The organism is Psychrobacillus sp. FSL W7-1493 (assembly GCF_038004905.1).
GTDB lineage: Bacteria > Bacillota > Bacilli > Bacillales_A > Planococcaceae > Psychrobacillus.
In genome coordinates this window covers 2,773,265-2,795,979 of the sequence record NZ_JBBOSB010000001.1, presented here as the reverse complement: position 1 = coordinate 2,795,979, position 22,715 = coordinate 2,773,265, and the positions used below count along the sequence as shown (strand labels likewise).

At 36.7% G+C, this 22,715-nt stretch carries 24 protein-coding genes, 1 tRNA gene and 1 pseudogene; 15 read left to right on the top strand and 11 right to left on the bottom strand.

What is annotated here, in order from left to right; genetic code table 11:
- Nucleotides 1–74: 74 nt before the first annotated feature.
- From MKX96_RS14210 to MKX96_RS14200, 3 genes are all read left to right on the top strand, one after another.
- On the top strand, nucleotides 75–518 hold the full coding sequence (locus tag MKX96_RS14210; protein WP_340884433.1) for a TlpA family protein disulfide reductase: 444 nt from the start codon (nucleotides 75–77) through the stop codon (nucleotides 516–518).
- 102 nt (nucleotides 519–620) lie between these two features.
- Complete coding sequence (locus MKX96_RS14205; RefSeq protein ID WP_169358918.1) at nucleotides 621–1,280, top strand: potassium channel family protein; 660 nt, start codon at nucleotides 621–623, stop codon at nucleotides 1,278–1,280.
- 206 nt (nucleotides 1,281–1,486) lie between these two features.
- A tRNA-Ala gene (locus MKX96_RS14200) sits at nucleotides 1,487–1,559 on the top strand.
- Nucleotides 1,560–1,698: 139 nt separating this feature from the next.
- Here MKX96_RS14200 and MKX96_RS19600 read toward each other — a convergent pair.
- From MKX96_RS19600 to MKX96_RS14190, 3 genes are read right to left on the bottom strand one after another with little or no spacing between them, the layout of a single operon-like run.
- Nucleotides 1,699–1,869 carry a tyrosine-type recombinase/integrase gene (locus MKX96_RS19600; protein WP_445678216.1) on the bottom strand — a complete coding sequence of 57 codons (171 nt, stop codon included), beginning with the start codon at nucleotides 1,867–1,869 and terminating at the stop codon, nucleotides 1,699–1,701.
- Nucleotides 1,870–1,878: 9 nt separating this feature from the next.
- Nucleotides 1,879–2,106: a hypothetical protein gene (locus MKX96_RS14195; protein WP_340884428.1), complete on the bottom strand. Its 228-nt coding sequence runs from the start codon at nucleotides 2,104–2,106 to the stop codon at nucleotides 1,879–1,881.
- 4 nt (nucleotides 2,107–2,110) lie between these two features.
- Nucleotides 2,111–2,680 carry a hypothetical protein gene (locus tag MKX96_RS14190; protein WP_340884426.1) on the bottom strand — a complete coding sequence of 190 codons (570 nt, stop codon included), beginning with the start codon at nucleotides 2,678–2,680 and terminating at the stop codon, nucleotides 2,111–2,113.
- 91 nt (nucleotides 2,681–2,771) lie between these two features.
- Between MKX96_RS14190 and MKX96_RS14185 the strand changes: the two are divergent.
- Together MKX96_RS14185 and MKX96_RS14180 are read left to right on the top strand one after the other, a co-directional pair.
- Nucleotides 2,772–3,150, top strand: a pseudogene (locus MKX96_RS14185) (RusA family crossover junction endodeoxyribonuclease).
- 345 nt (nucleotides 3,151–3,495) lie between these two features.
- Nucleotides 3,496–3,681, top strand: a complete 186-nt coding sequence (locus MKX96_RS14180) for a hypothetical protein (protein WP_340884424.1) — start codon at nucleotides 3,496–3,498, stop codon at nucleotides 3,679–3,681.
- Nucleotides 3,682–3,740: 59 nt separating this feature from the next.
- Here MKX96_RS14180 and MKX96_RS14175 read toward each other — a convergent pair whose 3' ends face one another.
- From MKX96_RS14175 to MKX96_RS14155, 5 genes are all read right to left on the bottom strand, one after another.
- Nucleotides 3,741–3,938, bottom strand: a complete 198-nt coding sequence (locus MKX96_RS14175) for a DUF4177 domain-containing protein (RefSeq protein ID WP_340884421.1) — start codon at nucleotides 3,936–3,938, stop codon at nucleotides 3,741–3,743.
- Between the two features lie 124 nt (nucleotides 3,939–4,062).
- Nucleotides 4,063–4,251, bottom strand: a complete 189-nt coding sequence (locus tag MKX96_RS14170; RefSeq protein ID WP_340884416.1) for a hypothetical protein — start codon at nucleotides 4,249–4,251, stop codon at nucleotides 4,063–4,065.
- A 524-nt stretch (nucleotides 4,252–4,775) separates the two neighbouring features.
- Entirely contained in the window at nucleotides 4,776–5,264 is a 489-nt protein-coding gene (locus tag MKX96_RS14165; protein ID WP_340884413.1) for an SRPBCC family protein, read from the bottom strand.
- Between the two features lie 738 nt (nucleotides 5,265–6,002).
- A complete protein-coding gene (gene rnjA / locus MKX96_RS14160) occupies nucleotides 6,003–7,670 on the bottom strand; it encodes a ribonuclease J1 (RefSeq protein WP_340884410.1) in 1,668 nt (555 codons plus the stop codon).
- A 3-nt stretch (nucleotides 7,671–7,673) separates the two neighbouring features.
- On the bottom strand, nucleotides 7,674–7,883 hold the full coding sequence (locus MKX96_RS14155) for a DNA-dependent RNA polymerase subunit epsilon (RefSeq protein WP_169358920.1): 210 nt from the start codon (nucleotides 7,881–7,883) through the stop codon (nucleotides 7,674–7,676).
- Nucleotides 7,884–8,169: 286 nt separating this feature from the next.
- On the opposite strand from MKX96_RS14155, the gene MKX96_RS14150 reads away from it, so the two are divergent.
- Nucleotides 8,170–8,943 carry a Cof-type HAD-IIB family hydrolase gene (locus MKX96_RS14150; protein WP_340884406.1) on the top strand — a complete coding sequence of 258 codons (774 nt, stop codon included), beginning with the start codon at nucleotides 8,170–8,172 and terminating at the stop codon, nucleotides 8,941–8,943.
- Nucleotides 8,944–8,954: 11 nt separating this feature from the next.
- Entirely contained in the window at nucleotides 8,955–9,890 is a 936-nt protein-coding gene (locus tag MKX96_RS14145; protein ID WP_340884403.1) for a carbohydrate kinase family protein, read from the top strand.
- A 220-nt stretch (nucleotides 9,891–10,110) separates the two neighbouring features.
- Here the strand turns inward: MKX96_RS14145 and def are convergent, their stop codons facing one another.
- Nucleotides 10,111–10,668: a peptide deformylase gene (gene def, locus MKX96_RS14140; RefSeq protein ID WP_340884401.1), complete on the bottom strand. Its 558-nt coding sequence runs from the start codon at nucleotides 10,666–10,668 to the stop codon at nucleotides 10,111–10,113.
- Nucleotides 10,669–10,802: 134 nt separating this feature from the next.
- Here def and MKX96_RS14135 point away from each other — a divergent pair, with 134 nt between their 5' ends.
- Nucleotides 10,803–11,447 carry a YkyA family protein gene (locus MKX96_RS14135; protein WP_340884399.1) on the top strand — a complete coding sequence of 215 codons (645 nt, stop codon included), beginning with the start codon at nucleotides 10,803–10,805 and terminating at the stop codon, nucleotides 11,445–11,447.
- Between the two features lie 115 nt (nucleotides 11,448–11,562).
- Here MKX96_RS14135 and MKX96_RS14130 read toward each other — a convergent pair.
- Nucleotides 11,563–13,133 (bottom strand): IS3 family transposase gene (locus MKX96_RS14130; protein ID WP_340884396.1). Its coding sequence is split into 2 segments (ribosomal slippage): nucleotides 11,563–12,500 and nucleotides 12,500–13,133, totalling 1,572 coding nucleotides; the frame shifts between segments, so codons are not numbered across the junction.
- 557 nt (nucleotides 13,134–13,690) lie between these two features.
- Here MKX96_RS14130 and pdhA point away from each other — a divergent pair.
- The 7 genes from pdhA to MKX96_RS14095 all read left to right on the top strand — a co-directional run bounded on the left by pdhA (nucleotide 13,691) and on the right by MKX96_RS14095 (nucleotide 20,883).
- Nucleotides 13,691–14,803: a pyruvate dehydrogenase (acetyl-transferring) E1 component subunit alpha gene (pdhA, locus tag MKX96_RS14125; RefSeq protein ID WP_340884394.1), complete on the top strand. Its 1,113-nt coding sequence runs from the start codon at nucleotides 13,691–13,693 to the stop codon at nucleotides 14,801–14,803.
- A gap of 3 nt (nucleotides 14,804–14,806) precedes the next feature.
- Complete coding sequence (locus MKX96_RS14120) at nucleotides 14,807–15,784, top strand: alpha-ketoacid dehydrogenase subunit beta (RefSeq protein WP_340884392.1); 978 nt, start codon at nucleotides 14,807–14,809, stop codon at nucleotides 15,782–15,784.
- Between the two features lie 30 nt (nucleotides 15,785–15,814).
- On the top strand, nucleotides 15,815–17,167 hold the full coding sequence (locus tag MKX96_RS14115) for a dihydrolipoamide acetyltransferase family protein (protein ID WP_340884390.1): 1,353 nt from the start codon (nucleotides 15,815–15,817) through the stop codon (nucleotides 17,165–17,167).
- A gap of 3 nt (nucleotides 17,168–17,170) precedes the next feature.
- Nucleotides 17,171–18,583 (top strand): dihydrolipoyl dehydrogenase, encoded by a 1,413-nt coding sequence (gene lpdA / locus MKX96_RS14110; RefSeq protein WP_169358928.1) that lies wholly within the window; start codon nucleotides 17,171–17,173, stop codon nucleotides 18,581–18,583.
- Between the two features lie 77 nt (nucleotides 18,584–18,660).
- Nucleotides 18,661–19,509 carry a polysaccharide deacetylase family protein gene (locus MKX96_RS14105; RefSeq protein WP_445678197.1) on the top strand — a complete coding sequence of 283 codons (849 nt, stop codon included), beginning with the start codon at nucleotides 18,661–18,663 and terminating at the stop codon, nucleotides 19,507–19,509.
- A gap of 316 nt (nucleotides 19,510–19,825) precedes the next feature.
- Nucleotides 19,826–20,209 (top strand): CidA/LrgA family protein, encoded by a 384-nt coding sequence (locus MKX96_RS14100; protein ID WP_340884385.1) that lies wholly within the window; start codon nucleotides 19,826–19,828, stop codon nucleotides 20,207–20,209.
- Nucleotides 20,206–20,883, top strand: coding sequence for an LrgB family protein (locus tag MKX96_RS14095; RefSeq protein ID WP_340884382.1), 678 nt, complete (start codon nucleotides 20,206–20,208; stop codon nucleotides 20,881–20,883). The genes MKX96_RS14100 and MKX96_RS14095 overlap by 4 nt, the downstream gene beginning before the upstream one ends.
- An 80-nt stretch (nucleotides 20,884–20,963) precedes the next feature.
- Here MKX96_RS14095 and MKX96_RS14090 read toward each other — a convergent pair whose 3' ends face one another.
- Complete coding sequence (locus MKX96_RS14090; RefSeq protein ID WP_340884379.1) at nucleotides 20,964–22,433, bottom strand: aminotransferase class I/II-fold pyridoxal phosphate-dependent enzyme; 1,470 nt, start codon at nucleotides 22,431–22,433, stop codon at nucleotides 20,964–20,966.
- Nucleotides 22,434–22,715 lie beyond the last annotated feature (282 nt).

The window sequence follows — 22,715 nt, the reverse complement described above, 5'->3', positions numbered from 1 at the left end:
TTTCCAACTATTAGATGCAACTATCTCTTAGTTGCATAGACTGAATATGGATGAAGGATAAAGGAGAGATATGGATGAATTTGAGAGAGGAGTTACCGGAGTTTCCTATTACAACTAAATGGTTAAACGGCTCATGGACAAAGGGACAGTTATTAGGTACAAAGCCTTTGCTTGTCTATTTTTGGTCTGTTAGCTGTGATGCCTGTAAGGTTGCTCCACCATTAATAAATAAATGGAAAGAGAAGTATGAAAATCAGTTTAATGTCATTGCTGTTCATATGCCTAGGTCTCCTGAAGATGCGAGTAAAAGCTTAGTGAAATCAACAGCTTCTGCAGCAGGAATTTTCGACTCTATTTGTCTAGATCATGATTTGGTGCTATCTGAAATGTTCCAGTGTAAGCTTGTACCAAATTTTTATTTGTTTGATAAAAAAGGCCGACTGCGACACAGGCAGGCTGGCGAGAGAGGGCTGCAAATGTTAGAAAAGCGACTTGTCCTCTTGGTAAAAGAGATTTAAATTTTTATAAAAAGCATGGGTTTAAAAAATGATGGAAATCTAGATAGCAGTAGAACCACTGTTGTGTTAAACTAATGGCAATTAGTTCTAGGAGGCGCAGCTATGCAGAAGGAATTTGTTGTTATTGGTTTAGGACGTTTTGGTGGAAGTATCGTTAAAGAGTTAATGGAGCAAGGCGCCGATGTTATGGCCATTGATAAGGTACAAGAAAGAGTTGATGAATTTGCCTCCATAGCAACCCAAGCAGTGATTGCGGATACGACAGACGAAGCAGTCTTAAAATCGCTTGGGATTAGAAACTTCGAACACGTTATTGTTGCAATAGGAGACGATATTCAGTCTAGTATTCTTACAACGCTTATGCTAAAAGAAATAGGTGTAAAGAAGATTACAGTAAAAGCTCAAAATGATTATCATGAGAAGGTGTTGCGTAAAATTGGAGCCGACCAAGTAGTCCATCCGGAGCGGGACATGGGGATACGAATTGCTCATAACATCCTGTCCAACAATGTTTTGGATTATTTGGAGCTTTCCGACGAGCATTCTATTATGGAAATCAAAGTAAATGAAAAAATTGCTGGCTTCTCTATAGTAGACTTGGATATTCGAGCTAGATATGGCATCAATATAGTTGCCGTAAAGAGGGGAAAAGAAATTATAGTATCTCCACAGGCACAAGATAAGATGCAGCTGAATGACGTTCTCATCATCATTGGAGCAGATGTGGATATCAATCGTTTCGAAAAGAAGGTTCTTTCTTAAATAAACGAAGTGTTCATTCTGTCCAAAAGTTAGTTGGCAGTTTTTTGCTGGATGAGCGATAAGCTATCAGCCTATCCATCTCGGGAAATTTTATTAGACTCGTTCATCCAGCTAGATTTAAGGACATCAATTCATAACCTGCAATCTCCCAAAAAGGGGTTGCTTTCCTATTTTCTTCCCTTACAATATTATTAGATAATTAAAACGGGGCATTAGCTCAGTTGGGAGAGCACAACACTGGCAGTGTTGGGGTCAGGGGTTCAAGTCCCCTATGTTCCATCCTCTAGAAACCTTGATATAAAGCGATTCTTTGCTAATGCAAAGAGTTGTTTTTTTATTTTTTTCTAGTCCAGTGTGACCGATTCCGAACTTCGTCTTTTTCTTCTGTATACATCTTACCAAAAGTGATGCTGGCAACTCAATCATCATCCTGATTAATCTGAGTATAAATATTTAAAGCAGTTTTAATAGCTCTATGTCCAAGTCGTTTTTGTATAATCTTCATATTAACTCCCTCACTAAATATGTAAGAGGCAGAGGAGTGCCTAAGACCATGAAATGAAACAGGGCGAAGGTTCTCCCTTTTAATAAATCTATTTCAAAACTGGGTAACAGAATCAGGTCGATAAGGCTTACCGTATTCATTAGAAAATAGCAGCAACACCTCTTTTCCTTCTTCATCTTTAAACCCTTCCAATAAGTTATCCATTTCATCTTGTAACTTTATTTTAAATTGATAATAGTAATATAGCTTGTCCATTAAATATTTAGGATAAGTTACATAACAATCCTCAACTGTCTTGGTCGACTTAAGACGAAATCCCATCTTCTTAGATAACTGTAAGTCTTTTTACATGTATCTGATTAGTATCCCAATAAATTACTTCTGGAGTGATGGCTAATACTTCGCCTCTTCTAAGACCACTAAACAAAGCTAAGGCAGATATGAGGTATTGATGTTCTAGTGAATTTTCCATTACTTTTAATAAGGTAGGTATTTCGTTCTTATCAAAAAATTTATTTGTTTCAACTTTCATTTTTTTACTTTTTGGTTTGCTAACTCCATGCATTGGATTGTTGCGTTCATCGATAATTTTCCAAAGAACCGCATGCTTAAATATTGACTTCAATAGTTTACATTTCTTTTCTAAATTTGCACTTTGTTCCTTTTCCCGGGTGAAAAATTGTACAATTTGAAATGTGGTAATCTCCTTTATTCGTTTTTGTTTTTTCCAAAGTGTTTTATTAAACTGTTCAGGCATAAGAATAGGTTTCAGCAGTAATGCTTCTAATTCAACATCTGCAAAGTTTTTATTCCATCTTATTGCGAAGTCCCCAAAAGAAGGATTGTCATTATCTAAATGCAAGCTTTCTTTTACTTCATGTTCAAATATCCTCAATAACTCTGCAGCATGAGGAAGCAGAGGCAGAGTTCCTTAAACGTCAGGTGACTATCGATGAAAAACTTGAATATCAGGAGAGGATGCGAGCATGAACAACATTCTCTTCGAAATACCAGGTGAACCAGTAGCGCAAGGAAGACCAAGGGCAGGGAAATCTTGGACAGGTAAAACTGTCCTCTATGATCCTGATAAGTCTAGGGACTTTAAGCAATATGTAAAGCTGGTAGTTGGTCAGTACGCTCTAAAAGAGCTCATAACAGGACCGATTGACTTAGCGATAGACATTTTATAGAGCAACCCCTAAGAAGTATCAGACAAAGCCAAAACAGGCTCTAATTGAACAAGGAGAACTAAGACCAACCACTAAGCCTGATGTAGATAACTACGTGAAGGGTGTTAAGGACGGCTTGAACAAAGTAATCTGGCAGGATGATAGCCAAGTGGTGAATTTAACAGCATGCAGCTGAGGGTGGTAGTGAGGGTTGCTTTTTGAAAAGACGTACTAAAATCACAATGTGAATTTATGTATGAGTTTAATTTATAAGTTTATTAATATCGGAGGCGAACCAGTACTCTTAACTGAGTATGGTTGCTTTTATTGAAAGTCGGTCAAGAAATTAACTGATTGAGGATCGTCTCTACAATTAATAAAATTAATTGTTTGAGAAATTTAATCAAAGTTTTTTTCCATTCTTTTCTCACGACTTTCACACCTCCTTACACGAACGAAGATGAGAATCTAATAATAGTTCTTCTAATCATTATTATCTTATTCAGATTTTCAAAAAGTGTTCTACGAAAGGAGTATGAAAATGGAACAACCACTAATAGTAAATCATGGGGAGTATGAATTTACAAGATTTGAGCGCGCTGTATCAGAACTTCAAGAGGAATACGGTTATGAAGGATTAGCTTGGGATATGGTCGTAACAAGTGGTGATTTTGATGTTCTGTGTGACTTTTTAAACGGTGACGGTTTAGATGCGGAACTAGATTAAATACGACACATTAGAACAAAAACTGTTCAATAAAGAGAAAGAAAAAAAGCAATGAAATCTCATTGCCCTAATTCGTTCTTACGTTTAAATATTAATTCAAAAAAACCAGGAGTCCCATAACCTTTTAAGCCTGGTGCAAAAATCTGTACTAATTCCCATCCTTCTTTTTCATGGTCATAAACAACTTGATGGTAACTTTCCTCAGCAGTACGTAGGAATGTAGATAATTGGATTTTCACGAATTTATGTTCGTACAAAAAAACAACCTCCTTTTTTATCTTTAATTTACGTTTTATATTAATGTAAGGTTTCAAAAATCTTAGGGAGTTGATGGACAGTTCGGAGATATTGCGAAGTAAAAAACCAATTAGAATATTCCAATCAGCTTTTGTTTTTTAGTTTTTTTCCTATTTCAACACCAACACCTAAAATAGCGAAAATCATTCCAAAGAAAAATAGTATTTGAACGAATCTAGCTGCTGCCCAATACCCTAAAAAATTCATGAAAACAACGATGATAATTAAAATTACTAAAACAATATTCGTATAGAAACGTAAATTACCAGACATTTTATACCTCCATTTTGTTCAAATATAATCACGCTTTAAGTTTAACATAAAATGGGTATTTAACCCGTTCTTATTACTGCACATTACGTAGAAACTACGTTGAACTAGAAATATATATTGCCATTGAGAGTAGGTGTTATAGAAGTGAAGGAGGCTTGGAAAATGTGCCTCTTCTTAATCTTTTAACTATTAGAGGCTTGAAATTAATAACATAGCTATTCCGAGCCAGATAAAACTAAGAGCCAATGATTTATTTGGTAAAAGAGAATTGAATTCTAGTGGACCAAGCGTTGTTCCAAGACCAGAAATGAAAAATAAGAAACCTAACCAAAATATGATTTTCCCAAATAAATTATGTGTTTTAATTGCCAAAACCTCCGGAATATATTTCTTAATATATGTATACATGATATTTTTTTCTGCATAAATGGTTTAAGTCAAAACACGTAGATAGTGTGTATTAGAAACCTATAACGTAATAAAAAAACATCTATTTCTTTAAGAAATAGACGTAAGTTATTTTTTTAAGGCTTACAGCAAAGGTTTCCTTCTCCTTTTTCAAGTGCAGATTTAAGACTACTTAATACACCAGACCATGCCATATCATGCCATTTAATAGCCTCTGCCCAATTTTCACCACTATTAAAACCAGAGTGGTGTAATGTAATCTTAGTAATATTATTATCTAAATTTAAAAAAACTACCTTTACAAGCGTTAGGGAATTCTCATCGTTCATGACACTTTCAAATTGGTCAGGCCCTTTCCAAGTAAATTGTAGCTCATTCTGTTCATCTAGTTTAGTTATCTTGCAACCTTTAGTATTCATGCCAGTTTTATTCCCAGGTATGAAATAAAGCTCATATGCTCCACCAACTTTAGGATTAATGATTGCTTCAGAAGCAAACCATTCAGAAACTCGTTCTGATATTGTCCAAGCATACCAAACTAAATCCATTGGAGTATTGATAGTGATTTCTTTGTTGATCTCAATACCTTCTAATAATTGTTTCATTCCAAAATCCTCCCTAGTTATTTACTGCTATTCAATACCGATTATATCAAATATTAAAATTATTTTGTATTTTTGTAGAAAATATATTGTATTGCTAACAACTAAGTCGTTATACGTAGAAAAAGTTTTGTATCGGTAGGAGAGAATGGAAGATGTATGGTTCTATGTTTATAAGATGATTCAAGAAGAGGGTCTGGATGGGCATTTTTATTAAGACCTGAATGATGACGAATTGTACGAGATGTATTTTAAGAAAAGAATTAAATAACGCATCTATCATACGATTTAAAAAATTGTCCAGTATAACACCCCTACTGCAGTGAAGTATTCTATTAAGTTAACTTCTCTATCAGTTTCAAGACTACTTTCTCGATTTGGATCCGTAATTAATTAACGATTCTACTTAGAAAGCATTTCATTAATCAAACATGAACATTTTCTCTATATTGAAGCGGCAGGCGGCGACACAAGTAGGGATGAGTGAGACAGATAAGACATCACAACCGCGCGCGTAAGCGATGGGTGATGGCTTATCTCTCCCCCCGCGGAAAGCGTCCGCCGAAAGCGAAAATCAATACTACTTTATTTATTTAAAAGCTTATAAATCTCCTAATTCTCTATCAATCGTTCGTGTTATCAAAATAACTTTTATTAAAAAAGACTGCAATCAAGCACGAAAACCTCGTGGATGACTACAGTCGAAGATACTTTTAAAAATACTAGATTAGATTATACTATTTACACTTCCATAATGATTGGTAAAATCATTGGACGGCGCTTAGTCTTTTCATATAAATAAGGGCTTAAAACATCTGTAATTTCATTTTTCAATTCAGACCACTCTATTGCTTTGTCTTGAATTGTAAACCTTAAGTGCTTATTTAGCATTTGCTGTGCTTCATTAATCATTGTGCCAGATTCACGCATATACACGAATCCTCTAGAAATAATATCCGGACCAGAAACAATTTTCTTTCTTTCCATATCCGCACTAACAACTACTATTACTAAGCCTTCTTCAGAAAGAATTCTACGATCTCTTAATACGATATTACCTATATCCCCAATACCGCTACCATCGATATAAACATCTCCTGATGGTATGCGACCAGCTACATGTGCTTCATTAGAACTTAATGCTAAAACTTGTCCATTTTCCATAATGAATGTGTTTTCAATAGGAACATCACAATCTGCTGCTAACTCTGTATGAATTTTTAACATACGGAATTCCCCGTGGATTGGCATAAAGAATTTAGGCTTCATTAAACGTAGCATAAGCTTTTGTTCTTCTTGAGAGCCATGCCCAGAAGTATGGACATTGTTCAAGGAACCATGAATAACTTCTGCACCCGCACGGAACAACAGATTAATCGTTCTATTAACGCTTGCTCTGTTACCTGGGATAGGAGAAGAAGAAAATACTACAGTATCTCCTGGTTGAATTTGAATTTGTCGGTGAGTACCATTAGCAATTCGAGAAAGAGCTGCCATTGGTTCCCCTTGACTACCTGTACAAAGGATTAAAACTTCGTTAGCAGGTAATCGGTTTAATGCGCTTGTATCAATGAACATTTCCTTAGGGGCTGTAATATAGCCTAGCTCTCGTCCAATTGTAATATTGTTGTCCATGCTTCTTCCGAAAACAGCAATTTTGCGATTATGATGAATCGCAGCGTCTATTACTTGTTGAAGTCTATGGATATTCGAAGCAAAGGTTGCAAAAATAATACGACCATTTACTTTACGGAAAATGGAATCCATACTTTCTCCAACTTTGCGTTCGGACATTGTGAAGTTAGGAACTTCAGCATTAGTACTATCTGAAAGAAGACAAAGAACGCCATCACGACCGATTTCTGCCATTTTCGTTAAGTTTGCAGGTTCGCCGACAGGAGTAAAGTCAAATTTGAAATCTCCTGTATGCACAATATTACCAGGTGGAGTTTTTACCACAATTCCAAAAGCATCAGGTATACTATGCGTAGTTCTAAAAAAGCTTACAGCTGTTTTTCTGAACTTAATCACATCGTCTTCTTCGATTACATTCATTTTCGTTTGACGTAGTAAGCCATGCTCTTCTAGCTTGTTTCGAAGCAGACCCAATGCTAGCTTACTTCCGTATACTGGGACATTGAGTTGCTTAAGTAAGTAAGGAATTCCACCAATATGGTCTTCATGTCCGTGGGTAATAAAAAGGCCTTTAATCTTGTCCACATTTTTGACTAAATAAGTATAGTCTGGGATCACATAATCGATTCCTAAAAGATCATCTTCTGGGAATTTAATACCCGCATCAATTAGAATAATTTCATCTTGAAATTGAACACCATACGTATTTTTGCCGATTTCACCTAGTCCGCCGAGGGCGAAAACAGCTGTTTGGTCATTTTTTACAAATTTCATGAATTACAGCTCTTCTACTTTGAAATTTGGACTTGCTTGTTCGTATTCCAAGTGGTTACCTTCAAGCAACTGGATAAGCTCAATGTTATACTTGCGGTCTATAAGAAGTGAACGAACCTCACGCTCTGATTCAGCCTCTACGTATAAGCTTTTAGTGTTTTCGCGAACTGGTACCTCTAGTGCATTTTCTTGATAATAAACTTTATAAATCATTTTTATACTCTCCTTTTTCACGTTCAAAATAAATCAATTCTCTTTATATTATCACGCTACTTATTTAAAATAAAGAAAAGCCCTTCAATTTTTGAAGGGCAAGACATTTGACTTAAGCAATCGTTTTGTTTCTGAGCATTCCGCCGAGTCGCCGCAACAGTTTTCTTTTCAAGCGTTTCAACATGGCAATCCACTCCTTATGACGTATTATATATGAAAATGTGGAGTTTGTAAAGGATTATAACAGAAAAGTCAAATAATTTAACTTGAAAAGGGAGAAAAAATAATGGAAAAAAAAGTATTGATTTTCGATATAGATGGAACCATTTTAGATTTTGAGAAAAATATTCCTGAAGGGGTAGAAGAAGCATTTAAACAAGCGAGAGAAAATGGACATATTACTGTAATTGCTACTGGAAGAGCACCATTTCTAGCTAAAGCAATCGTAGATCAACTTCAAATTGATTCTTATATAACTTATAATGGTCAAATTGTTCAATTTGAAGGCAAAACCATACATAAAGGTGTTATAGATAAGGAAGAGCTTAAAAAACTTTCGGAGTTTGCTGCTTTGAAAGACCAGCCTTTAGTATATATGGACAGCCATGAGATGGTTTCAAATGTACCCGATCATAAAGACGTGATTGAAAGTATTTCTACTTTAAAGGTCGGTTTTCCTAGACAGGCAGAAAATTTTTATTTAAATAATGATATTCATCAGGCGCTTGTCTTTTGCGAAAAAGATGTACAAGAGGAATATGAACGTGCATTTCCTAACTTGTCCTTTGTAAGATGGCACAGAGTATCTTGTGATGTGCTTCCTAAAGGCATGTCTAAAGCTGTTGGGATTGAGATACTTTTAGAATATTTAGGAGAAACTCGTCAAAATGCAGTTGCGTTCGGGGACGGATTAAATGATGTAGAAATGCTGAAGTTCGTAGGTACAGGTGTAGCTATGGGAAATGCTGTAGATGAACTAAAAAAACACGCCACAATCGTTACTGAACATGTCTCAGAAAATGGTCTAGTAAATGCAATGAGGCAATTAAAGCTAATTTAAAGGAGTATCACATGATAGAGCAAAGTAATAAGTACGTATTAGTATATGGCGATGCCTTTGTTGACTATATTTCAAAGGATCAGACAAATAAGAGCTTTAAAAAGTTTTTAGGAGGAGCCACTGTAAATGTAGCTGCAGGTATTGGCAGACTAGGTTCTTCCTCCTCTTTTATAACTATCATCGGAGAAGATGATACCTCTAAATTTGTGAAGAGGGAGCTAGAAGCAGAAGGGGTTGACCTTTCTTATATACAGGTCGACCCGGAAAAGTCTATAAGTGGAGTTTATGTGCACTTAACAGAAAATAACGATCGTCATTTTCATACTTATTTAGATGATACCCCTGACTTACAAGTAGATTTCTCTATGATAGACTTGAATGCTTTTAATCAAGCAAGTGCTTTCCATTTTTGCTCTGGGACATTATTTCATTCAATCGCTAGAGAGACTACTAAAAAAATAGTAGAACAAACAAAGAAATCTAGTGCGCTAATATCGTTTGATGCTAATATTCGCCCATTAAGATGGAATACTGAGCAGCAATGCAGAGAGACAATTTGTTCGTTTCTTCATGACGTAGATATATTTAAAATCACGGAAGAAGAACTTTTCTTTTTAACTCAAGCTAATACTCAATTAGAGGGGATTAATAGATTAGCGGAATATAATATTTCCGTAATCCTTGTAACAGTAGGAGCAAAAGGAACATACGCCATGATCGAAGGGGAACTGGTTCATATCCCGACTGAAAAAGTAATAGCTGTTGATACAACCGGTGCTGGAGATGCATTTATGGCAGGTATTCTATCTAAAATCCAGTCAGAAGGGAAGCCTAAAACTAGAGAAGAATGGATCAGATATATTGCTTTTGGGAATAAGCTCGGATCTATTTGTGCAACAAACTTTGGAGCGTTGTCTGCTATGCCAAAACTTTCCGATATCAACTAATGTGTAGTTGCTTTAGGAGAGGAGAGCGGAGCATTTATTATTAAAAGCTTTGCTAGGGGTTGGGTGAGGCTTATCGCTCACCCCGAGGAAAGCGTCCGGCTGGTGCGAAAAATCAATTCTACTCTCTGATTTAAGTTTTCTTTGCATCATAAACCAACCCTACCCATCAACATAGCCTTATTGAAAAAAGATTGGTCTCCGTAGAGGCCAATCTTTTTAATTATTTATTTTCGTAAGGAAATGCATCTGCTATTTCCGCATAAGGGTTTTGTGGATTGATATGGTCATAAAACATAATGCCATTCAAATGGTCTAATTCATGTTGGAAGGCGATAGCAGCCAGACCTTTTAGACGTTTCTTAAATGGAGTTCCATCCGGATAAAAGCCAGTTGCTGTAATTCTGGCATATCGCGGAACATACCCTTCAATAACTTCGTCTACAGATAGACAGCCTTCACCAGAAGGTATATATGTTTTTTCTACGGAATGGCTAATGATTTTAGGGTTAACTGCAACAAAGCTGATTTCCTGATCGTTCTCATCCATTAGGTGTAAGGCAAACATTCTTTTAGATTGGTTTACTTGTGGTGCAGCAATTCCAATTCCAGGACGAAGGTTGTATTTATTCACCATTTCATCATCTTGGCTATTTATAACGTACTCCAATAAATCATTTGCCAGAGCTTTTTCATCCTCAGTGAGTGGAAAGGTAAGCTCTTCCGTTTTCTTGCGTAGAGTAGGATGTCCATCTCTAATAATGTTAGGCATTAAAATCATCTTGATCGTCCTTTCAAATTTCATATTTCTATTATATCGAATTATGTCGTTTTACTAAACAAAAAGGTATATAAGTCAGTTGAATTTAGTAACTAGAACAATTATAGTTGAAAATGGGTATAGGAGGTTACGGAATGAAAAAATTAATATTCGTGGTTCCTTTCATGTCACTTTTACTATTGTCTGCCTGCTCTTTTGGAGAAAGCACTCAGGAAAAATTATCAAATGTTTTGACTGAAATCTATGAAGCAGAAGAAGGCTATAGAGAAGTTCAAACATCCTTGAAGGAAACAGAGTTAAAGGAACAGGGAAATTTTCAAAGCATGATGGAATTAACTCAGGACCAAAAAGAAGAGCTTAGTGCTCAAGTAGAGGCAACTGCTAATCTATTAGAAGAACGTATGACACTGGTAGAAAAAGAAAAGGATTCCATATCGAAGGCAAAGGAGAAGCTTACAGACCTAGAGTCAGTTATTTCTGATGCTAAAGAGGAATCCGAAAAGGAAAGTATCCGTTCAGTAGAAGATGCTTTTAAAAATCGATATGATTCTTATGATAATTTGGTTGAACAATACAACTCTCTTACAAGCTTACAAGACGCTCTTTATAATATGCTTTTAGATGAAGAAGCGGACGTATCTAAAATTCAAGAGCAGGTTGCAGAGGTTAATAAGCAGAATGAAGCTGTGCAACAAGCAGTTCAAGAATTCAATGACTTAACTACACAATTAAATGAAGTAAAAGATCAAGCTTTTTCTACTCTTCAAAACGAAGAATAAAATGTATATACACTTTATTTGAGGCTTGAACAAAACTAGTCAATATAATAAAAACGTGAAATCGGCAACTGGACTGCTCCCTGTCAAGTAGACAGTGGAAATAATAAAAATTGAACTAAGCGGCTTGAGCTCTGAATTCTAGAGGGCTCAGGCCGTTTAGTCGTTTTTGATAACGTTGATGATTGTAAAAGTAAATATACACATCAACTGCTTTTCTTAATTCCTCATACTGGAATTCCCGCAAATAATACATTTCTGACTTCAGTGTACCCCAAAAATTCTCGATTGGAGCGTTGTCCAAACAACGGCCAACTCGAGACATACTGTGCGTCATTTTAGCGCCATCTACGATGCGTTTAAATCCCTTCGAAGTATATTGAAAGCCACGATCACTATGAATCATCGGGAAGGCGCCAGCTGGCAATTGTTCTATCACTGGAATAATCGTGTCAAAAACTAAACGATTATTATTGGATTTACCTAGTTTATAACCAACAATTGACCCATCGTGTAAATCAATAATTGCACTTAAATATGCTTTTCTTCCGACACCATATTTGAATTCGGTAATATCTGTACACCATTTTTCATTTGGCTTAGAAGCCTTAAAATTGCGATTTAACAGATTTTCTGCAACGTGCTGTGGTGTAGATTTCTTATATCCTTTTCGTTTTCGACGAATGACAGATTGTATTAGATACATACGCATTAAACGGTAAATTCGTTTTTCATTGTACGTAGGTGAGCCTGCCACTTTACGATAACGATTGATCGTCAGCGTCATACGACGGTATCCATAGATTCCATCAACCTGGTCGTATAGTAGGCGAATCCCCTCTAATAAAGCTTCGTTTTCTTGTTCGCGCTTTGATGAGGTGCGCGCGCACCATTTATAATAGGCAGCACGTGAAATTTTAGCGATTTTACATAAGACGATAACCGGAATATGTTCCTCTGTATGTAGTTCTTGAATCGCTAGATAACGCTGTTGTAAGCGAATTTGACTGATTAACGCCTCCTCTCGATTTCCTCTAACTTTTTTAAGAATAAGTTTTCTGCACGCAAGCGTTCCATTTCACGTTCCATTTGTTGCATGCGTAATTTTAATTTCTCTTCTTCTGTTAATTCTTCCATTGATTTCGTGCGCCCACGACCGTCTTTTAATGCCATTACGCCTGCTGTTTCTAATTTCTTCACCCAGCTATACACTTGTTGATACGAAACCCCATATTTTTCTGCAGTTGCTTGATAATTTCGTTGAGTGTTAAAGCAATATTGTGCAATTTCAATGCGTTCCTCTACCGTTGTTGATCTCCATTTAGTCATAGTTTTACTCATTCCTTTTCTTGAGTCTTTTAATTCGCTATGGCTAGTATACTTGCGAATCCAACCATACAAAACAGAATCACTACTCACTTGAAATTTTGCGAGTATTTCATTCATGGTTAATCCATTACGTGTATAATCTAGTACCGCAGCTTCCTTCAGTTCTTTTGAGTAAGGTTTCCAAGTGTGTGAATCCTTCAACCCCTCTAATCCTTCCGCTTTATATTTCGCTTGCCAACGGTAAAGTGTAGTATAGGTTAATTCATGCATTCTACAAATTTCTTCTAATGTATATTTTCCATCCTCAAACAGTTGGAGAACGGTTAGTTTTTGTTCAACTGTATGCTTACTTCGCGCCATAAAAAAATACCCCCCAACAGGTAAACAGATTTTTGTTTTTTCACCTGTCTACCTATTGGGGAGCATATCAAACTTGATTTCACGTTTTTATTTATTTTTAAAGCAAGCTGACTTATCGGAACTTTTTATTTTGAAGAGAGGTTTGCCTCAGACTTGTCTCTAAGTAATCGAGAGGATCACTAGACTTGGTGACGGTGATGTCCGATTAATTTTATATGGTTTCGGAAAAGCCATAGAATAATCATGTGTAAAAATGATTAGACGTGGTATGTATATCGAAAAGGCGTTTATCTATATCAATATAGGTATTTGGACGATAGGAAATGGGAAATGTATTAATGATGTATTTAATTTATCGATATCCCTTCGAACTGATATAATACAGATGAAATTAATGACTAGTACAGAATGTAATGTTTATAATATTCTAATATAAAAATGATAGAGTTCTAGATGATTGACCGAGCATTTATTCTTGAGTATACTTAGATGGAATTGATATTGTACCAATCAATGTGTAAATAAATTTTAATACAGAGAAAAAGGAGAGGTGCTTTATGGCTTCAAACAAAGAAACCCAGTTTGACCCAATGAAAACGCTTCATGAAATCGAAGAAAAGTTTGAAATGTTCCAGATTTTAAATGAAGACGGGGAAATCGTTAATGAACAAGCGAACCCTAATTTATCTGAAGAAGATTTAGTGGAATTAATGAGTCGCATGGTCTATACGAGAATATTAGATCAACGTTCTATTTCGTTAAACCGACAAGGACGTCTTGGCTTCTATGCACCAACAGCAGGGCAAGAGGCTTCCCAGCTTGCTTCCCATTTTGCGTGTGAAAAAGAAGATTTTATCTTACCAGGCTACCGTGATGTGCCACAAATAGTATGGCATGGTTTACCGTTATGGCAAGCATTCCTATTCTCACGTGGTCACTTTAGAGGCAATCAGATTCCTGAAGGTGTAAATGTATTTCCACCACAGATTATTATAGGCGCTCAATTCATTCAAGCTGCAGGAGTTGCATTAGGAATGCAAAAACGTGGCAAGAAATCAATCGCTATTACGTATACAGGAGATGGCGGTTCTTCTCAAGGAGATTTCTACGAAGGCATTAACTTTGCTGGAGCTTTCCGTGTACCAGCTGTATTTATTGTCCAAAATAACCAATATGCTATCTCTACTCCACGTGAGCTACAGACTGCAGCTAAAACAATTGCTCAAAAGGGGATTGCTGCTGGCTTACCAAGCATGTTAGTTGATGGAATGGATCCACTAGCTGTATATGTTGCAACAAAGGATGCTAGAGATCGTGCAATTAGAGGCGAAGGGCCAAGCTTAATCGAGACTGTTTGTTACCGATACGGTCCACATACAATGGCTGGTGATGATCCTACACGCTACCGTACATCAGAAACAGATTCTGAATGGGAGAAAAAAGATCCATTAGTACGCTTCCGTAAGTATTTGGAGAGCAAAGGTATTTGGAATGAAGAAAAAGAAGCAGAAGTAATTGAGAGAGCGAAAGAAGAAATTAAAGATGCAATCAAAAAAGCGGATGCTGCTCCAAAACAAAAAGTAACAGATTTAATAAATATTATGTATGAAGAAAATCCATATAACTTAGATGAGCAATTAGCTTACTATACAGAGAAGGAGTCGAAGTAACCGATGGCACAAATGACGATGATTCAAGCTATTACGGATGCTCTCCGTACTGAGCTTAAAAATGATGAAAATGTGTTAGTCTTCGGCGAAGACGTTGGTAATAACGGCGGAGTATTCCGTGCAACTGAAGGACTACAAAAAGAATTTGGGGAAGATCGTGTATTTGATACACCACTTGCAGAGTCAGGTATTGGTGGATTGGCAGTTGGTCTTTCATTACAAGGATTCCGTCCAGTTCCTGAAATCCAATTCTTTGGTTTCGTATATGAAGTGATGGATTCAATTAGTGGACAATTATCTCGTATGCGTTTCCGTACAGGTGGTGCTTTTAATGCGCCAGTAACTATACGTTCACCTTTTGGTGGAGGAGTTCATACACCAGAAATGCACGCAGATAGCTTGGAGCTTTTAATGACTTCAACTCCTGGTGTGAAAGTGGTTATTCCATCTACACCTTACGATGCAAAAGGTTTACTGATATCCGCTATTCGTGATAATGATCCAGTTATTTTCTTAGAACATATGAAATTGTATCGCTCTTTCCGCGGCGAAGTTCCTGAGGAAGAGTATACTATTCCTCTTGGAAAAGCAGACGTGAAACGTGAAGGTACTGATTTAACGATTATTACTTATGGTGCAATGGTTCAAGAAAGCTTGAAAGCAGCTGAGGAACTAGAAAAAGAAGGACACTCTGTTGAAGTTGTGGATCTTCGTACTGTACAACCATTAGATATCGAAACAATCATTGCTTCTGTAGAAAAAACAAACCGCGCAATTGTTGTACAAGAGGCGCAAAAACAAGCTGGTATTGCAGCAAACGTTGTTGCAGAAATTACAGAGAGAGCTATTCTAAGCCTAGAGGCTCCAGTTCTACGTGTGGCTGCACCAGATACTGTATTCCCATTCTCTCAAGCAGAAACAGTTTGGTTGCCAAACTCTAAAGATATAATGGAAACAGCAAAGAAAGTATTAAATTTCTAAAAGAAACGAACAATAGAAAGGGTGAGCACTTTGGCATTTGAATTCCGCCTACCGGATATTGGAGAAGGTATACATGAAGGAGAAATCGTTAAATGGTTTGTTAAAGCCGGTGACGAAGTTGATGAGGACGATATCCTTTGCGAAGTACAAAATGATAAAGCTGTAGTAGAAATTCCTTCACCTGTAAAAGGAAAAGTAACAGACGTGTTGGTAAGCGAAGGAACAGTTGCTGTAGTTGGCGACGTACTAGTTAAGTTGGATGCACCAGGCTATGAGGATCTTCAATTTAAAGGAGATCACAGTGGTGAAGAAAAAACAGAAGCTCAAATACAATCTACTTTAGAGGATGGTAAGGAAGTGGAGAAAGAAGCAGTTGATGCTTCTAAAAATCAGCAACCTTCTACACCTACTAAAGAAAAGACTGAAACTACAGAGGTTAAACCTAAAGGCGACACTCGTGTAATTGCGATGCCTTCTGTTCGTAAATTTGCTCGTGAAAATGAAGTGAATATTGCTGACGTAAATGGTACTGGTAAAAACGGTCGAATTCTAAAAGAGGACATTGAAGCATTCCTTTCTGGAGACCAATCAGTAGAAGAAACTAAATCTACAGCACCAGCTGCTGAACAGGAGAAGGCGCAAGAAACAAAATCTTCAGCTCCTGTTAGCCTAGAAGGAGACTTCCCTGAAACGCGTGAGAAGCTTTCACCAATGCGTAAGGCAATTGCAAAAGCTATGGTTAATTCTAAGCATACCGCTCCACACGTAACGCTTATGGACGAAGTTGATGTGACAGAGCTTGTTGCACATCGCAAGAAATTTAAAGAAATAGCTGCAGAGAAAAACATCAAGTTAACTTACTTACCTTATGTGGTAAAAGCATTAGTAAGTACTTTACGTGAATTCCCTGCTTTAAATACTTCGTATGATGATGATTCAAACGAAGTTATTCAAAAGCATTATTACAACATTGGGATTGCAGCTGATACAGATAAAGGTTTATTAGTACCTGTTATTAAAAATGCAGATCGTAAATCTGTATTTACTATCTCTGATGAAATTAATGCTTTAGCAACTAAAGCTCGAGATGGCAAATTAGCTCCTGCTGAGATGAAAGGTGCATCATGCTCAATCACTAATATTGGCTCTGCAGGAGGGCAATGGTTTACACCTGTTATCAACCATCCAGAAGTGGCAATCCTCGGAATTGGTCGAATTTCAGAAAAACCTGTAATAAAAAATAGTGAAATTGTAGCCGCTCCTGTGTTAGCATTATCATTGAGCTTTGATCATCGCATGATCGATGGTGCGACTGCCCAACATGCGTTGAACCATATAAAACGTTTATTAAGCAGTCCAGAATTATTATTAATGGAGGCGTAAAAAATGGTCGTAGGAGATTTCCCGATTGAAACAGATACTTTAGTAATAGGTTCAGGTCCTGGAGGTTATGTTGCTGCAATTCGTGCTGCACAAACAGGACAAAAGGTAGTAGTAGTAGAGAAAGAACATATCGGCGGAGTATGCTTAAACGTAGGGTGTATCCCTTCTAAAGCGCTTATCTCAGTTGGTCACCGTTTTGAACAAGCAAAACATTCAGATGACATGGGTATCACGGCATCTGATGTTAAAATTGACTTTTCAAAAGCACAAGCTTTCAAAGAAAGTGTTGTGAAAAAATTAACTAGCGGTGTTTCCGGATTATTAAAAGGTAACAATATTGAAGTGGTTTCTGGTGAAGCTTACTTTGTTGATGCAAATACAGTTCGTGTAATGGATGAGAAGTCTGCACAAACTTATACTTTTAAACATGCGATAATCGCTACTGGATCTCGTCCAGTAGAAATTCCAACATTTAAATATACAAAACGTGTTATTAACTCAACTGGTGCTTTAAATCTTCAAGAGGTACCTGAAAAATTAGTAGTAATTGGTGGAGGGTACATTGGAACTGAGTTAGGTTCTGCATATGCTAACCTAGGTTCACAAGTTACAATTATCGAAGGTGGAGACGATATTTTAGCTGGCTTCGAAAAACAAATGACTACTATTGTTAAAAAAGGCTTGAAGAAAAAAGGCGTAGATATGGTAGTAAAAGCATCTGCAAAAGGTGTTGAAGAGTCTGATACTGGCGTAGTTGTAACTTATGAAGTTGGTGGAGAAGAGAAAAAAGTGGAAGCTGACTATGTATTAGTAACAGTTGGCCGCCGCCCAAACACCGATGAAATTGGTTTAGAAGAGCTTGGTATTAAATTTGCAGAACGCGGATTAATCGAAGTAGATAAGCAATGTCGCACTAGCATTAGCAATATCTTTGCTATCGGTGATGTAGTAGCTGGTCCTCAGCTTGCTCACAAAGCATCTTATGAAGGTAAAGTAGCTGCAGAGGCGATTGCTGGTCAATCATCTGTTGTAGATTATCTTGCAATCCCAGCTGTTTGCTTCACAGATCCAGAGCTAGCTACAGTTGGTTTATCTGAAGCACAAGCAAAAGAACAAGGATTTGATGTAGCTGCTGGTAAGTTCCCATTCGGAGCTAACGGTCGTGCACTTGCTCTTAACGCGACAGAAGGCTTTGTAAAACTAGTTTCACGTAAAGAAGATGGTTTATTACTTGGCGCTCAAATCGTAGGTCAAGGTGCATCTGATATGATCGCTGAACTAGGTTTAGCAATTGAAGCTGGTATGACGGTTGAGGATATCGCTATGACTATTCATGCACATCCAACGCTTGGAGAAATTGCAATGGAAGCTGCAGAAGTAGTAATGGGTCACCCAATCCATATTCTATCTAAATAATAAGTAGGTCGATAAAACCGTGTAGAAATACTCTACACGGTTTTCTTTTTGACTGTTAGAATGGAAATAGAAGGGATATGGTGATTATATTGAAACTTACAACTTGGTTATTACCCGCAGCACTAACTTTTTTACTAGTAGGATGTAATGCAGAAACAACGGAAGTTCAAAAAGAACTTGGAGAAAAAAACGAAGTTAATAAAGAAACGGTAGAAACTAAGCCTGAAGAAACTGAAAAAGTGGAAGAAATAGAGCCTGTAGAGGAAGTTATAGAGGAAGAAGCTGTTTCGGAAATAAAGTATGAAATTAATGAGGCGAATTGGACGATAAAACCAATTGCAGATGCGAATCCTAAGGCTGTGCTTTTAACGATTGACGATGCTCCAGATAAATATGCTGTCGAAATGGCGAAAACATTAAAAGAACTTGACGCTCCAGCTATCTTTTTTGTGAATGGTCATTTCATAGATTCAGAGGAAGAACAAGCTAATCTAAAAGAAATATATGATTTAGGTTTTTCTATTGGAAATCACACTCAAACACACGCGAACTTAAAAAATAGCAGTGAAGAACAGCAACAAGAAGAAATAATTAAAGTAAACGAGACGGTAGAAGCAGTGATCGGTGAGAAGCCTAAATTTTTCCGAGCTCCTTTTGGTGTAAATACTGATTTTAGTAAGTCCTTGGTTCACCAAGAAGGGATGGTCTTGATGAATTGGACATATGGATACGATTGGGAGAAACAATATATGGAGGCTAATAGTTTAGCAGATATTATGGTTAATGCGGAGTATCTAGTAGACGGAGCAAATTTGCTAATGCATGATCGAGAATGGACCGCAGCAGCTCTTTCGAAAATTGTAGAAGGCTTACGAGCAAAAGGATACGACTTGATTGATCCGAAAACTATTAAAACTATAGAATAACTTTTCGCCTCTAGTTCTAGATGTGTTAAAGTATTGACAAAATACCTCGAGATATAAATCTTTTGAGGTATTTTGTTATTTGGAACGGCCTGTTTTCTAGTTTTTATATGCTTAGAGTTTCTCATATGAAAATACTAGTTGAATGGAGGTCTTGTCGGCGGAAAGCTTCCGCCTGGAACGAAATCATCCGATTCCTTCCAAACAAGCAAACTACTTTTCTACTCATGGACATACTAAAAGAGAAGGCGTAAAATTATTTCTATTATCAGCTTTTATGGAGGTGAAACTTTAAAAGAATAAACTTTTAAAGTACATAATGAACAAAATAAAAAAAGTAGGTCGAATAATTTTTCAAGTAATTATTCTTTATTTATTCTCTACTCTAGGATCTTTTATAGTGGAATTATTGCCATTTTCTTTTCCTGGAAGTATTGCTGGATTATTAATGCTATTAGCGTGCCTCCTGCTAAAAATAATTCCAGCCAATCTTATAAAAGATGGGGCTGGTTTTTTACTTGCATTTCTTGCCTTATTCTTTGTGCCGGCGACCGCAGGGATAATGGATTACCCTCAGTTAGCCTCGTTAAAAGGGATTTTTATAATAATCGCTTTAATAATTAGCACAATGTTTACTATTGTAGTAGCAGGAAAGGTATGTCAATACTTTGAAAGTAAAATAGTAGGGGAGGAATTGAAATGATTGCTCTAGCGATGGTAATTGGTACAATCATTATTTTTATAGGGATGACTTTTCTCTATAGAAGATTCACCTATCCTTTACTATTACCTATTTTAACTACTACGATTATCCTTGTAGTAGTATTAAGTTTTTCAGGAGTTTCTTACGATACATATATGTCAGGTGCCAAGTGGATTGATGCAATGCTTGGACCAGCGGTAGTAGGGATGGCTTACCCTTTATATATACAGCGAGAAAAAATTATGAAAAACAAGGTGACGATTATATTAGGTGTTACTGTAGCAATGCTTTCTGGACTCATTAGTATTGCTATAATAGCTAAACTTATGTCTTTTGAGGAGTTTCTTCAAAAATCCTTATTACCAAAGTCAATTACTTCTCCAATTGCGATGCCTATTAGTGAATCAATCGGGGGTATTCCAACTTTGACAGCAGTTTTTGTAATTTTAGCTGGTTTAATAGGAGCATTAGCTGGACCGTTTCTCTTTAAATTATTTCACATAGATACCGCAATCAGCAGGGGGATATCTATAGGTAGTGCATCTCATGGTATCGGCTTATCTAAGCTTTCCGAGTATGGGGAAGAGACGATGACGATGGGGTCAGTGGCGATGACTCTTAGTGCTATTTTAGGGGCTTTTATATGTCCAATATTTGCCTTTTTAATTTTTTGATGTTTTGATTCTATTAAAAAACAGACTTTGACGTTAGCAGTCAAGAGTCTGTTTTTGATTGGAGTGAAAGTATTAATATACTAAATGATAGCTTGATGCTCTTTAATAACGTGAATCATTTCTAATGTATCATCTTCTGGTCCTTGTACTGGAAGGCCAGCCTCTAAATTCATCAGAATATAGTCAATATTCCCTTGGGTGATTATTTCCCCGGGAATAAAAATAGGAATACCAGGAGGGTAGACCATCACGAATTCAGCAGAAATACGGCCGCTAGCTTCTAATAATGGAATAGATTCAGTTTCTGCGTAAAATGCATCTCGAGGTGACATAGCTAAACCAGGGATGTCTGGTAAGGTTACAGCTGATTCTACTATTGTTGCAGCAGATTCATAAGCAACGACCATTCTTGATAATGCATTAACTAGCATATCTACCTCTTTTTTTGTATCTCCCAACGTAATAAGGCAAAGAATATTATATAAATCAGAAAGCTCTACTTCGATATTTGCTTTTTCTCTAAGCCAAATTTCTGCTTCAAATCCAGTGATTCCTAAATTTTTAACGCTAATTAGTAGCTTGGTTGGATCCATATCGTAAGTAGCAGAGGTTTGTAATATTTCTCTTCCGACACAATGGATATGTTCAATTTCATTTATACGTTTCCGAGTTTCCTCAGCAATTTCAATTGCTTCGCCTATTAAATCCTCTCCATGTATAGCTAACTGTCTTCTAGCTGTATCTAGAGAAGCTAAAAGAGGATAGGATGTAGAAGTCGTTGTAAGCATGGAAAGGATAGATTGTACCCTTTTTGCTGAAACTAGTCCTTCTCTTACATTCAGGACGGAGCTTTGAGTCATAGATCCTCCAAGTTTGTGTACAGATGTTGCGGCCATATCAGCACCGGCAGACATTGCCGAAATAGGAAGGTCATTATGAAAGTGGATATGTACACCATGGGCTTCATCCACTACTACAGGGATACCGTGCGCATGAGAAATATCTACAATTCTCTTTAAATCGGCCGCTAGACCAAAATAAGTTGGGTTGATAACAAGTAAACCCTTTGCATCTGGATGTGCTTCTATTGCTTTTTCTACGGATTCCACAGAAATACCATGGGAAACACCAAGTTCTTTATCTACCTCGGGATGTATAAATACGGGTATAGCACCTGCAAATACAATGGCAGACATAATAGATTTATGAACATTTCGTGGAACAAGGATCTTATCCCCAGGTCCACAAATAGTAAGAATCATTGTCATAATAGCTCCACTCGTACCTTGAACAGAGAAAAAGGTTTCATCTGCTCCAAAAGCTTCTGCAGCTAGATGTTGAGCTTTTTTGATGGCTCCTTTTGGAGAATGTAGGTCATCTAATGGAGCTATATTGATTAAATCAATTGAAAGTACATTATCTCCAACAAACTCTCGAAATGCAGGGTCCATCCCTTTCCCTTTCTTATGACCAGGAATGTGGAACTGAATTGGATGACGATTTCGATGCTTCAATAAAGCATCGAAGATAGGAGTTTCTAATTGTGACAACGCTTATACCACCTCTAATTAAATTTTTGTGCATGTAACGATTCTAGTAATTATTAATAGAGACGTTGATGCAATTTTAAAAACAAAAGAATTATAGCATTTAAGGAAATTTATTACTATAAAAATAATTCAAAATTATTAAGATGCATTAATTTTGCTGGACAAATAGAAAAGAAATCGAGAGGTTTGCTTCTACAAGCATTTTAAAAGTCGTTTATTTTTAAAAGCATTTTATAATGAAGAACAGTTAACAAGCATTTAAGCCATAAACGATAACCTTAT

Coding starts and splice junctions, on each gene's coding strand:
- MKX96_RS14210 (WP_340884433.1), top strand. CDS start 75: ATGAATTTGAGAGAGGAGTTACCGGAGTTTCCTATTACAACTAAATGG.
- MKX96_RS14205 (WP_169358918.1), top strand. CDS start 621: ATGCAGAAGGAATTTGTTGTTATTGGTTTAGGACGTTTTGGTGGAAGT.
- MKX96_RS14195 (WP_340884428.1), bottom strand. CDS start 2,106: ATGGGATTTCGTCTTAAGTCGACCAAGACAGTTGAGGATTGTTATGTA.
- MKX96_RS14180 (WP_340884424.1), top strand. CDS start 3,496: ATGGAACAACCACTAATAGTAAATCATGGGGAGTATGAATTTACAAGA.
- MKX96_RS14170 (WP_340884416.1), bottom strand. CDS start 4,251: ATGTCTGGTAATTTACGTTTCTATACGAATATTGTTTTAGTAATTTTA.
- MKX96_RS14165 (WP_340884413.1), bottom strand. CDS start 5,264: ATGAAACAATTATTAGAAGGTATTGAGATCAACAAAGAAATCACTATC.
- rnjA (WP_340884410.1), bottom strand. CDS start 7,670: ATGAAATTTGTAAAAAATGACCAAACAGCTGTTTTCGCCCTCGGCGGA.
- MKX96_RS14155 (WP_169358920.1), bottom strand. CDS start 7,883: ATGATTTATAAAGTTTATTATCAAGAAAATGCACTAGAGGTACCAGTT.
- MKX96_RS14150 (WP_340884406.1), top strand. CDS start 8,170: ATGGAAAAAAAAGTATTGATTTTCGATATAGATGGAACCATTTTAGAT.
- MKX96_RS14145 (WP_340884403.1), top strand. CDS start 8,955: ATGATAGAGCAAAGTAATAAGTACGTATTAGTATATGGCGATGCCTTT.
- def (WP_340884401.1), bottom strand. CDS start 10,668: ATGATTTTAATGCCTAACATTATTAGAGATGGACATCCTACTCTACGC.
- MKX96_RS14135 (WP_340884399.1), top strand. CDS start 10,803: ATGAAAAAATTAATATTCGTGGTTCCTTTCATGTCACTTTTACTATTG.
- pdhA (WP_340884394.1), top strand. CDS start 13,691: ATGGCTTCAAACAAAGAAACCCAGTTTGACCCAATGAAAACGCTTCAT.
- MKX96_RS14120 (WP_340884392.1), top strand. CDS start 14,807: ATGGCACAAATGACGATGATTCAAGCTATTACGGATGCTCTCCGTACT.
- lpdA (WP_169358928.1), top strand. CDS start 17,171: ATGGTCGTAGGAGATTTCCCGATTGAAACAGATACTTTAGTAATAGGT.
- MKX96_RS14105 (WP_445678197.1), top strand. CDS start 18,661: ATGGTGATTATATTGAAACTTACAACTTGGTTATTACCCGCAGCACTA.
- MKX96_RS14100 (WP_340884385.1), top strand. CDS start 19,826: ATGAACAAAATAAAAAAAGTAGGTCGAATAATTTTTCAAGTAATTATT.
- MKX96_RS14095 (WP_340884382.1), top strand. CDS start 20,206: ATGATTGCTCTAGCGATGGTAATTGGTACAATCATTATTTTTATAGGG.